Below are 12,387 nucleotides of genomic sequence, written 5' to 3' on the forward strand. Positions count from 1 at the left end.
CAGCCCCGCCAACCCTAGCCCCCGCCCACGTCAGCGCTCCAAGCCAGAACGCAGGTAGCACCACAAACATCGTCCCCATCACCACATTGACGATCAAATCATCAGAAGCGTTCTGCAACCCATACAGGTTAAAGTGCGAAGCACCCTCTGCGTTGTAGATAATTTCCATCAGCCAGCTATCCAGCCAACGTGCAAGTTCCCACCAGAAGGTAAGAAAGAACAGGGCGAACTGCACGAAGCTCAGCATAACCACAGTTTTTAATTCCCACGCAGAGAACAGCAGGATCACAGGAATACAAATCACAAGGGCCATTCCAAGTAATGTCTGCACCATCGGCAACGCTTGACGCACGCTGTCGAAAGCAGGGAACAAAGCGAGGCTGGAAACCGACATTCCGGCGACACTCCCCATCCGACTTAACGCTTGCGATGCATTCAAGTTATCCCCCGCACTCCCACCAAACCCGTTGTACACCAGCCCTCCCTGTGACACCTGCATATTGCGCGGGCTCACCAGCGAGCGCAATACCGCTTCTTCGTACTCGTCTTTCGACTGCCCCAGTTTTTGCAGCCGTTGCCAGAGCGTGGTATCGACCTGCTTCAGCAGCCGATTTTTCAGCCCAGTATCGCCATCGGACCACCACTCTTTACACGTTGGATAGCCTCCGCCACCCGTATCGCTCAGACCGTCGTCGCGGCTAGTGTCATAAGGCCAGGCGGCGCGGGGCGAACGGGAATGATCGTGGTCGTAATAGCCCGGCGTGGAGAGGTAAAAAGACGATCCCACCCAGTCCACTTCCCGGCTCTGTTCCTCGCTAATATCGCTGCCCAGCCGTTTGAGCCGTGCGCGCGACGGGCCATAGCAGTCGTTAACGAAATCCTGTAATTCCTGTGCCAGCGCTGGATCGGCGATCCGGGTGTGTTGCACCTCAAAGCGCAACTGGCGCAGGTCCGGCTTGCAGGGCAAGACGGCGACGGCGGCGCTGGTGATGCCTTTGCCAAGCGCATGAGTGAAGTACCACCACACCGGCACCGAGGCGCTCTGTCCGCTAAGTTCGTTGATGAGCGGCGCATAGCCGGAATCTCCGGGTTGCACCACCGACCAGCCGCACTGCTTTGTGCGCTGGCTATCGTAGGTGAGGGTATTGATATCGACATTGAGGAACGGCACGCCCGCGAAGAAGATCACCAGAAGGGCGCTGTAGAGCGAGTGCTCCACCCAGATGACCAGCAGGCGGGCGACGTTGCCTTCGTCCGCCCCCTGACCACGCGCTTTCAGCCACAGGGCAATCAGTTTTGCCTGCAGGGGCAAGGCGAACAGCCCGGTGGCGGTCAGCGTCTGCCAAACGCCGTTGTTTACCAGCCAGCCGAGCAGGGTGAGCACGTACTCGAAATAGCTGTTGGCGGTCATCGCGGACTGTCCGGCTGTGGATTATTGAGATTGTGCAGGCGGCGATCGCTGTCGTCCGGTACCTCCACCGCCTGTCCCTGAAGCTGGTCGCGCTGCTGCTTGCGTTGCAGGATCTGGCTGGCGGTATTGCGCGTCAGCGCCTGGCGGAAATCGAGTTCCAGCTTAAGCTGGCTCAGCTCTTCATCCAGTTGGGCGGTGGTTTTGCCTAAGCTGTCCTGCGCTTCTTTGACGTTGGCGATATTGGGTTCACGCATACCTGCGAGCAGCGTGCGCCGGGCCAGCAGCGCCTGTTCGGTGACGCGGGCCAGCGCCAGTTCTCCCGCCAGCCGTTCGGTGAGGACGGTGGCGTCCGGATCGTCGCGCAGTGCCTCGACCACGCCGCGGGTCAGTTGCATGGATCCGCCGGAGGCTTTCGCCAAATTGTCGAAGCCGGGTTTCTGACTGCCATTAACCAGATCTGTCAGGAGGGGCAGGATCCTCGCCTTTTCTTCGTCGATCAGCGGATGTAGACCGATCCCTGCCTGTGCGCCGGAACGTGCGTCCGGATCGTCGGTGGCCTGCGCCACGCTGATGGTCTGCTCGCCCAGCACGCGGGTCATCCATCCGGCGGCCTCTTCAGGGGATGTCCAGGTGCTACAAAGTTCCCCGTCGCATTCGGAGGGGGTAAGAGACGTGGTGCTGGTGGCGGGCTGCTGGTTGAGAATATTCTAGCCTGCGGCGGTGGCGTCATGGACTACCTTAATCGGCGGCTGGCTTTTACCGCCGCGCTTTTCACCGCCCACCCAGCGTTTACCCTTTTCTGCGGCTTCTTTTGCCGCTTTCTGGTCGGTGCGGATGGCGTCATTATCGCTGGCGGCAAGTGACTGGTAGTTCTCCGCTTTGGCCCCCGAAAACCAGGCGGAATCTGTTGCTAAATCGGTCATCTTCTCCGCCATTTTCTGGCAGTTCAGCAGCGACTTATCAAAATCCAGCCGTCCCTGCAGCACGCCGTTGGTCAGCAGATCATAAAGCTGCGGATTGGCGCGCTGGATAATCATCGCGGGCAGGCTGGCAACCGCGCCGGTGGCACTCTGGATAACGTTACCCATCAGTTGCTGGAAGCCGTCGGTGATGCCGTTTAGCTGGTTGCGCACCGTGGTGTCGATATCGAAATTGCCGCACATCATATCGGCGTTCCAGCCAAGACCTAAGCTAAGCGGCGAGGGGCTACGGCGTACCGGAGGCGGCATGACCGCTTCACCGCCGCCAATCTGGTAGTAAAGCAGGTCATCAACTGCGCCTCGCGTGCGGAAACTGTAGTCGTCTGCCGCCACGCAAACCCCGGCGAAAAACAGTAAGACCAGGCAAAGGACTCTCATCACCGCCTCCGTTAACCCGTACTGCCGAGGAAGGTTTGCCCCCGGCGCGGACAGCATTTATAGGGCCGCCACAGCGTCCAGGCGTAGGCTCCATCCTCTGCCAGCTTGTCGGCGTAGGTGTCGGTGGCGCTGCCATCCGGGAACACCGAACAGGCAGCGGATTTTTTCGGCGTGAGCATCTGCCAGCGATGGTTATCGCTGCCGCCTTCGATAACCGGGGAGGGCGGCCAGTACCCGGCGCGGGATGAGGCGGTCAGCGGAGTGTAGATATGCGGTTGCCCGGTACGCGTCACCAGATCGGCCACGCGCTGGGCGATAACGGCGGCGGCTTTATAGTCGTGGGGCTGGCTGATGGCTCCGGCGCGCGGGTAGATATTGCCCCACATATCGCCGTTCTGACCGACTTCCCGCATGCCCGGCGTCAGCGCCTCCGGCCAGGTCATTTCCGGCACACCGCTGCGCCATGCCAGCGTATCGAGTTGACTCAGAAAGTACGGTTGAAAAGGCTGCGATGAAGGTGAGCAGATATAGCCAAACTGGGTGAAAAATTTTGCCAGTTCATCGCCTGCCGGGAAGCCGATAGCATCGGCATTCTTAAAGCGGATCTTGCTGTGCTGGCTGGCAGAACGAGGATTCGTATCGCCGCCGCCTTCGGCAACACCGGGCAACGGTGGGCTGAGTAACGACATCTCCGTCCACGGACTTTGCCCGGTGTTGCTGTAAGCCGACACCACCAGATCCGGACGGAAATGACTGACCTTCACCGACGTGCGCACCGTACAGCCGAACGGCGTGCAATAGAGCCAGTAGCACAGGCCGACCACCCGGTAGTTCACGCAGTCCGGCGACAGGGCGGAAGCGGCAATTTCCGGCGTGGTAATGGCTCTGAGCGGGAAAGCGGCGCACAGCATCAGGGGCAACAGAAGAGAAGAGCGGTCTGGCATAACGCCTCCGGCAACAGAGTTTTCTTCTGCCGGGTGTAGCGCAATGTTCATACGATCACTGCTGAAAACTAGAACCCGCCCGTGAAAATTGTTGAGTCTGTCATCAAGCTTTGCCGGGCTTTCTGGTGTTATTCTGTGGTTCAGGCCGGGCTACGAAAGTGGTTCCGGCCTGTTTTTTTCTTCATTTTTATTGTGTTTAAGGAGCAAGACTTATGCCAGTAAAACGAAAACATCTGACCCGCTATGAAGTGGGACAGATACTGCTTGCAGCGGACAGAGGGATCCATTTTGAGCGGGATTATTGCCTGATTCAGATGTGTTTTTTACACGGTCTGCGGGTCAGTGAACTGTGTGGGATGCGCCTGTCGGATATCGATTTAGTAGGGCGTTCGGTCTATGTCCGACGGCTTAAAAACAGTCTCTCGACGCAGCATCCGCTGTTCGATGCCGAACTGCCCGCGCTGATGCGCTGGCTAAATGTGCGCCGCCGCTGGCGGGAGGCAGACAGCGACTGGCTTTTTCTGTCGCAGAAAGGAGGCCCGCTGTCGCGTCACCAGGTCAGGTTATTGCTCAGACGTTACGGCGAACTGGGCGGTGTCAGTATTTCCGCATATCCCCATATGCTGAGGCACGGATGCGGCTATGCGCTGGCGGACCTGGGGCGTGATACGCGTCTGATACAGGATTATCTGGGGCACCGGAACATCCGGCATACGGTGATTTATACAGCGACAAATACGCAGAGATTTATGAATGTCTGGGGGAATATGAGAGAAAACCACACAATTAGTGCCAGAATGTAAAGTAGTATCAGAAAAATTTAGCAAAGTGTCAAAATTTTTCTGAGACCCCTTTTGATAATGGATTATCTATTTGTTTTAAAATAACTATTACGAGATCGTAATGCTTCACATGCCTTTGGTACCCTGCTGGCAACGTGCTTAAGCCGCCCACGTTGCCAGTTTCTATCTGCTCACCGCCTTACTGTTTTATGCCATTCTGAAAGCTCTCATCCTCGCCTGCTGGCATTTTTATTTTTCGTTTTCATCTTCCTCCTCATTTTCTCCTGAACTCACCACTCTGGCACTAACGGGAAAGTCTAACGCGGATTTTTTCATCGCCAGAGTGGTACGGGGCTGAGCCCCGAATGATATTTCATCAAGGAGAAACACATGAAAAAAACAATGTTAAGCGCGTGCTTTATGCTGGCGGCGGCTAATGCCATGGCTGCCGACGGCACCATTCATTTCACCGGCAGCATTACCGACCAGACCTGCAAGATCGACACTGGCTCCCAGAATCTACCGGTGAACCTCGGCAATGTTGCCCAGACCGCCCTTAACGGGGCGAAAGGAATGAGAGCGGCGCCAACGCAATTTACCATCAACGTGAGCGAGTGCCCGGAAACGGTCACTGGTGCAAATGTGAAATTTGACGGGACATCCGATAACAACGACCAGAGCCTGCTGGCGCTGGACAGTGGCACGGGCATCGCCACCGGGGTCGGGATCCAGATCGCAGATAAAAACGGCACGGCCATCCCGCTGCACTCCGCTTCATCCGACTACACCCTCGCAGAAGGCGCAAACGCGCTCGACTTTGTCGCCCGCTATGTCTCCACAGGCCCGGCGGTCACTACCGGTACAGCAAACGGTACCTCTGAGTTCACCATCATTTACAAATAACGCTGTGCCGTCGCGGGGCGCATCCTCCTCCTGGGCATGCGCCGCCGCATAACAGGGAGCGTTTCGCAGGGATGCGTATTTTTCGTCCGGAGATAACAAGATGAACAGGTATGCAGACATTTTGCTGGCGCTATTGCTGGCCGTATTTACCGTGCAGGCACAGGCCGGGATTGTCATTGGCGGGACACGGATCATTTATAACGGCGACAAAAAAGAGACCTCCGCTTCTATACGCAACCCCGACAGATCCGGTGTCTGGCTGGTGCAGAGCTGGGTGGACAGTGGCGTGAAAGGCAGCAAAACACCGTTTATCGTCACGCCGCCGTTGTTTCGCATTAATCCAGGCGAAGAGAACATCCTGCGCATTGTGCGCACTGGAGGGAGCCTGCCTGAAGACCGGGAATCGGTGTTCTGGCTGAACGTGAAGTCCATTCCCGCCACCGACGACAGCGTGCCGCATAACAACGTTCTGCAGGTGGTGGTGAAATCCCGCCTGAAACTCTTTTACCGCCCGGCGGGGCTGGAAGGACAGCCGGAGACGGCTTACCACCATCTGTCGGTCTCCCGTAGCGGCAATCGTCTTATGGTCAGCAATCCCACGTCTTACTACGTCACTTTGTTCACCTTAAAGGTGGACGGGCAGGAGATCAAAGAGGCCGATATGGTGCCGCCGAAAGGCAGCGTCAGCTTCACGCTGCCATCGGCCACGGCGTCCATGGTGAGCTGGCAGTCGATCAGTGATTACGGCGGCGTCAGTCAGACCGAAAGCCGTAAGCTCTGAAGGAGGGAATATGAATAACCCGAATTCCCGACTGATGATCTTCCTGCTGGCGCTGTTGCTGATTATGGTGCTGCTATTGGGTTATCTGCGTCATGCGGAAGCCCGCGAGACCTTCAATACCCACGCGCTGGAGCTGGACAGTCCGGGCCAGCCAGTTGTGGACTTATCTGCCTTTGCCGAAGCCGCTGGCGGCACAGGCTGATAAGCTGCATCAGTTGCTGGATCTGAGTATTCTCGTAGTCCGGCGACAACAGCAATTCGAGGGCGGGCATCGGTGTGCTGGTGTCGCCATTCAGGGCTGCCAGTACCTGATAGCAGCGCCGCGCAGCCGGGTGGGGAAAATCGTGGCAAGGCGCGAGGGTGAAACCCGCTAGAGCGCTGTCGTCCGGCTGGATACAGGCGTCCAGCCCCCAGTTGGCGAACAGCGACCGTGCCGTATCTACCAGCGGTGAGGGTTTTGGCTCATCGGGCGCGGCGGGTTCAGTCGGTGGCTCAGGCTCTGGTAGTGGCGCTTTTTCAGCTTCCGGCGGTGGCGGCCAGAGGACCTTTTCGGCTGGAGGCCCCAGCAGCACCTGCCGCTTGCTCTGGCCATCGGTCAGTTCCGCCAGCAACGTATTCCAGCTCATGCCGCTGCGACAGCTCATCTCGCCGAGCAGTTCGTCCTGCACCAGTTGCGGTACCACGGCTTCCGGCTCGCCGTCGAAGGTGGCGAGGGCGGTGCTGAACAGGTCGGCAAATTCCGGCTGGCGTTCCAGCGGCATCAGCTTTGCCCACACCTGTTCCGCTGCGCTACGCAGCGCCAGCAGGCGATCGATAACCTTTCGGGTCAGACCGCCATATAGCGCGTTAGGGATGCAGGGCAGCAGCCAGTCGACGGTCTGCAACATCCGGCTGATTTGCGACTGGCTGACGGGATAGCCGTCGCGGGTCAGTTGCTCCGCCAGCGCCAGCTGCGTCGGGCATTCAATGCCTGCCTCGTGGTAAAGATCGCGCAGATGCAGAATGCCTTCCGCCCGTTCGATAAACATCAATCCGTTATGCAGGTCGCTTTCGGCCAGATGGCCGATCAGGCACTGGACTTCACCTTGCTGCGGTGACAGCGTTTCCGGCCACGGTCTGAACGGCCAGCAGACGCGGTGGTAACGCTCATTCTGCGTCTCCTGCCACAGTTCATTGAGGATGGCGAGGCGCGTATTCCCACCGCTGGCGAGCATATATTTTTCATCGCCGGGGCGACGGGTCAACACCGGCGGGTTATCCAGCCCGCGGGCAAGAATTGACGCCTTCAGCACGTCATAGCCGGGGCTGCGGGTGACGCGGGGATTGAGGGAGAACGGCTGGATTTGCTCCAGACTGACCTGGACCATTTCCTGTTCTCCGGTATTGCTGGCACCGTGAAGCCAGCGGTTGAGCAGATGTGAAGCGCACATAATCTTCCTCCGGCATTCAGACATCGCGGGTAAGCCGGATGCGCTGGTGGATCCAAGCATCCACCTCGCTTTCCAGCCAGGCGACGTGGCGGCTGTTGAGTCGGATGGATGGCGGAAACTGTTGCAGCTGTATTTGCCGGTAAATCCACGATTTACCGAAGCCGATTTTGTCTTCCACCTGGCGTAAGCGTAAAAATCTGTCGCTATTCATAACCATTCCTCCTGTGTCCAGATTCGTTCACATCAGCACGATGGGCGTGGTTATCAAAGCAGCAGCGTCCCTGCCAGGCAGTAAAAATCCTTATCTGGGTTAGTGAGAGTTGTTAGTTGAAAGGGTTAGTTGATCGCGTTACGGCGGTGCGCCGCGCTGGAGTGCGGTTTTCAACGTCTCGGGGCTCAGCGGCAGGTGCATACCTTCCTCACGCGCCCAGCATTCGAAAATGTTCAGCAGTTTGTAGGGATGCTCCAGCATTTCATCGTCCAGCTGTGGGTTGTGCTTGCAGGCCAGCCACAGCAAACGGGAGAGCGCTGAGGTGATCCGCTCCTTTGATTCCGGCTGATGGCGGGTCAGGAAGGCCTCGAGATGAGTGCGGCGGATGACGAACAGTGCGTCAGGGGGCAGCGTGTCCTGCAGGTAGCAGACGGACAAATTGAGCCGGGATTTCAGGTCATTGCGACCATTACCATATAGCTGGCCAATCAGCAGATGTAGCTCTTCCTGGAGGTTGTTTTGCGTGGCGAGCAGTTCCAGCAAAAGCTCCCGCAACGATTTGCGGCAACAGAGTTGGTAGTAGCTGTCGTTTTCATCGCAGACCACGATGCCAATCTGGTTGCAGCAATGGGTATCTTTGGGGCAAGGACGATTCAACGTTTTCGCCAGTTGCTGGTGGAGCAGCAGGCGCTCAAGGCCAATTAACGGCAAATTCCATAGATGGCTGGTGGTCAGTTGCAGAGTCGGGTCGCGTCTGCACGGCGGAGAGTTCGCCATCACTTTGCGGTTGCCGGGTTTGTTACACTGCGAAGGCGGAAAGGGGGGCTTGCTGAATCGGCAGGCAAAGTGGCAAGGAGGATTGAGTGGTCTCAGAAGTACAGGAGAAGGGAAGTAGACCGAGAGTGGCAGATCGCCGTGCAGGGCGTGGCGGATCAGATCGGCGGGCAGCAACGTGATGTTGTGCTGCCGGATGACTTCTGCGGCCTCGTCCAGCGTCAGCCACTCCTGGCGGATTTTGTGTGGGGGCATGGCGTATTCCTTTTTGTGTTGTTGGTTGCGTGTAGTGTTTGTTGATGGTGAAAATCTGTGTGAGTTTTTTTGCTAAAACAACTAACCTGATCAGTTTAGTTAACGATCTTTTCAGACATAATCTGGTGATGAATTACGCTGGAAAAACAGGACGTAACATTGAATAGCACTGAAGACGATTTGCTTGAAGTGGCGTGGTATTTGTCGAAGTACGGTAAATCTCAACCACCTGTGGGACTTGGTGTTCTGAAATGGAAAGAGGCTTATGACTTGTTTTATCCCCGTTTCGGTGCGGGCAAAACCGCCAGTGAGTTTCGCAATAGTCTGAAAAATAGTCGTGACCGTTTTGATTCCTGGCTTAGTGATGTGCGTGTCGGCTGGCTTGACGAGCAGGGCGCTCCTGCTGCGCTTTCTCATTCAGCGCAGCGTGTGCATCAGCGATTGAGTCTGCTTTCAGAGAGTGTTATTGAGCAGCGCGTTCTTTCGTTGATATCTTCTGATGGAGATGAACAGGCGCAACGTGACTGTCTTATTATTCAGCAGGATCAAAGTATTGAAGATACTGTACGCGAGCAGTTGATTGCGGCACGGCTGGGGCAGGGTACCTTTCGGAAAAATTGTCTTATGTTGTATCCGGCATGCCCTGTTACGGGAACGACGTTTGCGCCGTTACTCCGTGCCAGCCATATAAAACCGTGGGCTGCCTGCGAGAATGGGAATGAGCGCCTTGATCCTTTTAATGGAATTATATTAGCTGCGCACATTGATATTCTATTTGATCAGGGATGGATTTCGTTTGAAAACGATGGGCGTTTATTAATTAGCAATGAGCTGGATATGAGTGTTAAAGAGCAGTGTTTGTTACCGGAGAAAATAAAGGCGTTTTCTGTTGAATCGTATTGTTATCTGGAATGGCATCGGGAGGATTTATTGAGGTAAAGATATAATTTCCTCTACAGTAATAACTACTATTTTTTAAATGTTATTTATATGTGAAATAAAAAAATTGCTTGGCACGGTAGGTCTGTAATTATTGATTGTCATTAATGAATTTTTAAGGTTTTAGTGCTTTCGTTGCTTGACTTTTAGCTATTAGGGGGGAGTTCCTTAAAAAGTTGAAGGATAAGGATTCAGCATGTCCCGACTTTACTGGTTATATGATTTAACACTATAATTAGGTCTGAAGTATTTTCAATACATTCTGACGCCAGTAGGCTCGTTTAGAGAGGTGTATATACCCGTGATCATTGAAGATGCTTGATTTTCAGGCAACAGGAGAACATGCTGCTCACTATGAAAATATTTATCACTGACCAACAAAAAGCTGAACTTGAGCGCCTTCATGATTCCAGTCGTGATAAGCGTGTTTGCGATCGTATTAAAGCCATTCTTCTGGCTTCTGAAGGCTGGAATTCGTCCATGATCGCTCAGGCTTTGCGCCTGCATCAGACAACCGTTGACCACCATATCAGCTAGTTCCTTAACAAAGGGAAGCTGAAACGTGAAAATGGCGGATCGGACAGCAAACTTAGTGCTAAACAAACAGCCTTTTTAATCAGCCAGTTATCCAGTAATTTGTTTCACCATGTCCGCGATATTATTGCGTTTGTCGCCCGGACATGGAACGTCGTTTTCAGCGTTCCGGGAATGAACAAATGGCTGCATCGCAACGGCTTCACCTACAAAAAACCGTCAGGCGTCCCGCATAAATTCAGTGAAGAAAAGCAAAGGCAATTCATTGAATATTATGAGGAACTGAAAACAACCGCGGGCGAAGAACCGGTTCTTTTTATTGATGCTGTCCATCCAACGCAGGCCACTAAAATCAGCTATGGCTGGATACGTAAAGGCCAGAAAAAGCAGTCAAAACAACGGGCAGCCGCACACGTCTGAATATCATGGAGGCGCTGAGTCTGAAAGCACCGGCTTCTCCGTTAATCTGCGAATACAAAGCCATTAATGAATACAATGTCTCCCGTTTTTTCAACGAGATACGTAAGGTTTATCCTGATTATAACCAGAAAATCCATGTCATTCTGGATGGAGCAGGTTACCACCGTTCGCAGTTAGTGAAAGACTGGGCGGAAGTGGTAAATATCAGGCTGCATTATCTTCCGCCTTACAGTCCGAACCTGAATCCGATAGAACGAATGTGGAGATTAATGAATGAACATGCGCGAAATAACCGCTATTTCAGTAGTACGCGAGAGTTCAGGGATGCAATATCTGTTTTTTTAGCAAGACACTGCCGGATATAGCAGACTCGGTGACATCCCGAATTAACGATCACTTTCAAGTACTCACACCAGCATCTTGAGGTTTATTGAGTATATACATTACGACCTGTCTTATGAAGAGAATGGTTTCAGTTTCATTTTTGGTGTTTCCAAAGAAAAATACAGCTATCTCCACTTGAAAGACTGTATAAACGAAAATGGTGTAGCTATTCAGAACCTATCTATGACAAAGTAGAGCACGGCTGTAAATTGGCTGGATTGTGGGGGCAGTTTTTGTACAGATAATTCAGTATTAAAGATAATGAAAAGCCAAGCTTTTTTGCGCACAAATTCAGGATTTGTTGTTCTGTAGCTGAGTTTGGAATTCAGTGCCAAGTTTTGCAGGAATTATCAGCGAAAGTGGTAAATGAAATTTATCCTATATTGGGGAGAGCGTATTGGACAATCCAATCGATAGTACCTGCGAAGCACATCAGGACGTTTATATTAAATATCACCAATTACGCAATGATCGTATTTTAGTGTTGGCGCCTAAGCAGATTTTGAATCGGGATCAACCGGGAGTAGTAGGGCTAATGAGAGTTGGCCTTGATGCTTTCGGCTGCTTGAACGAGGCTCTTGAGCTCATCCTCGGTAAAGCAGGCCTCCTTGACATAGCGGAGCAAATTCATGACCTCGGGTTGGTCATGAAGGTAGTCGACAACTTCCGGGTCTGTGGAGGAAGACAAGCGGAACAGCACGTCAGGGTCGGCCGCTAGTATCTTGGCCAGCTCCTTGATTACCTCTGGTCTTGGCGGACGCTCCTTGCCACGCTCAATGCGGCTTAGATAGGCGGGGGAAATGCCTACCTTGATCGCAGTTTCGCGCAACCCAAGGTCTTGGGCGACTCGAAGGTCGCGGATGGTTTCACCAAAGTTTTTCATAGCGTTTAATATACTTCGGTGTTTAGTGTTTTGCAACACGAAACCTATCTGGCAATCTTTGGTATAATTCGGTATATTCTGGTTTATTTTCACTCAGAGGCAGGAAGGTTGCCTCTGTTCTGGTACTGTGCTTTGACGGCCAACAGCCCTTCAGGAGAGGCGGCATGAGCAATGACGAGGTTCTGAAACTAAAGGATGTCGCCACCCTACTTAAGGTCGGTGAGAAGACAGTCTATTCCATGGCCCAGACCGGGGAACTACCTGCTTTTAAGGTCCGAGGCCAGTGGCGATTTTCCCGAAAGGATATCGACGCATGGATAGAACAACAGAAACATACAACAAAAGATTTCGGTGAGGGTAATACAAAATGACCCTGAC

The 12,387-nt window shown here is 53.8% G+C and carries 12 protein-coding genes and 2 pseudogenes; 7 read left to right on the forward strand and 7 right to left on the reverse strand.

Going from position 1 to position 12,387, the window contains the following annotated elements; all coding sequences use genetic code 11:
- The 3 genes and pseudogenes from IM267_RS20340 to IM267_RS20350 all read right to left on the reverse strand — a co-directional run.
- The coding region (locus tag IM267_RS20340) for a conjugal transfer protein TraG N-terminal domain-containing protein (protein ID WP_193034169.1) at positions 1–1,411 on the reverse strand (1,411 nt) is incomplete at its 3' end.
- Positions 1,408–2,769 (reverse strand): annotated as a pseudogene (locus IM267_RS20345) (integrating conjugative element protein). The gene IM267_RS20340 and the pseudogene IM267_RS20345, both read right to left, overlap by 4 nt.
- An 11-nt stretch (positions 2,770–2,780) precedes the next feature.
- Entirely contained in the window at positions 2,781–3,713 is a 933-nt protein-coding gene (locus tag IM267_RS20350) for a TIGR03756 family integrating conjugative element protein (protein ID WP_226848240.1), read from the reverse strand.
- Between the two features lie 212 nt (positions 3,714–3,925).
- Here IM267_RS20350 and IM267_RS20355 point away from each other — a divergent pair, with 212 nt between their 5' ends.
- The 4 genes from IM267_RS20355 to IM267_RS20370 all read left to right on the forward strand — a co-directional run bounded on the left by IM267_RS20355 (position 3,926) and on the right by IM267_RS20370 (position 6,381).
- Complete coding sequence (locus IM267_RS20355; protein WP_193034170.1) at positions 3,926–4,516, forward strand: tyrosine-type DNA invertase; 591 nt, start codon at positions 3,926–3,928, stop codon at positions 4,514–4,516.
- Positions 4,517–4,885: 369 nt separating this feature from the next.
- On the forward strand, positions 4,886–5,398 hold the full coding sequence (locus IM267_RS20360) for a fimbrial protein (RefSeq protein ID WP_009654430.1): 513 nt from the start codon (positions 4,886–4,888) through the stop codon (positions 5,396–5,398).
- A gap of 100 nt (positions 5,399–5,498) precedes the next feature.
- The gene (locus tag IM267_RS20365) at positions 5,499–6,179 is read left to right on the forward strand and encodes a molecular chaperone (protein WP_193034171.1); all 681 of its coding nucleotides are present in this window, start codon (positions 5,499–5,501) and stop codon (positions 6,177–6,179) included.
- Between the two features lie 10 nt (positions 6,180–6,189).
- A complete protein-coding gene (locus IM267_RS20370) occupies positions 6,190–6,381 on the forward strand; it encodes a hypothetical protein (protein ID WP_193034199.1) in 192 nt (63 codons plus the stop codon).
- Here the strand turns inward: IM267_RS20370 and IM267_RS20375 are convergent.
- From IM267_RS20375 to IM267_RS20385, 3 genes are all read right to left on the reverse strand, one after another.
- Positions 6,293–7,609, reverse strand: coding sequence for a ParB family protein (locus IM267_RS20375; RefSeq protein ID WP_193034172.1), 1,317 nt, complete (start codon positions 7,607–7,609; stop codon positions 6,293–6,295). The genes IM267_RS20370 and IM267_RS20375 overlap by 89 nt on opposite strands.
- A 16-nt stretch (positions 7,610–7,625) precedes the next feature.
- On the reverse strand, positions 7,626–7,820 hold the full coding sequence (locus IM267_RS20380; RefSeq protein WP_001561320.1) for an AlpA family transcriptional regulator: 195 nt from the start codon (positions 7,818–7,820) through the stop codon (positions 7,626–7,628).
- A gap of 138 nt (positions 7,821–7,958) precedes the next feature.
- Positions 7,959–8,849 carry a hypothetical protein gene (locus IM267_RS20385; RefSeq protein ID WP_049069561.1) on the reverse strand — a complete coding sequence of 297 codons (891 nt, stop codon included), beginning with the start codon at positions 8,847–8,849 and terminating at the stop codon, positions 7,959–7,961.
- Positions 8,850–9,008: 159 nt separating this feature from the next.
- Between IM267_RS20385 and IM267_RS20390 the strand changes: the two genes are divergently transcribed.
- Complete coding sequence (locus tag IM267_RS20390; RefSeq protein ID WP_193034173.1) at positions 9,009–9,788, forward strand: HNH endonuclease; 780 nt, start codon at positions 9,009–9,011, stop codon at positions 9,786–9,788.
- Between the two features lie 342 nt (positions 9,789–10,130).
- Positions 10,131–11,166, forward strand: a pseudogene (locus IM267_RS20395) (IS630 family transposase).
- 492 nt (positions 11,167–11,658) lie between these two features.
- On the opposite strand, the gene IM267_RS20400 reads toward IM267_RS20395, so the two are convergent.
- Positions 11,659–12,009, reverse strand: coding sequence for a helix-turn-helix domain-containing protein (locus IM267_RS20400; RefSeq protein ID WP_000787636.1), 351 nt, complete (start codon positions 12,007–12,009; stop codon positions 11,659–11,661).
- Between the two features lie 164 nt (positions 12,010–12,173).
- Between IM267_RS20400 and IM267_RS20405 the strand changes: the two genes are divergently transcribed.
- The gene (locus IM267_RS20405) at positions 12,174–12,380 is read left to right on the forward strand and encodes a helix-turn-helix domain-containing protein (protein WP_142464495.1); all 207 of its coding nucleotides are present in this window, start codon (positions 12,174–12,176) and stop codon (positions 12,378–12,380) included.
- Positions 12,381–12,387 lie beyond the last annotated feature (7 nt).

Origin of the sequence: Enterobacter cloacae complex sp. P15RS, assembly GCF_014895905.1 — a bacterium.
GTDB classification, from domain to species: domain Bacteria; phylum Pseudomonadota; class Gammaproteobacteria; order Enterobacterales; family Enterobacteriaceae; genus Enterobacter; species Enterobacter quasihormaechei.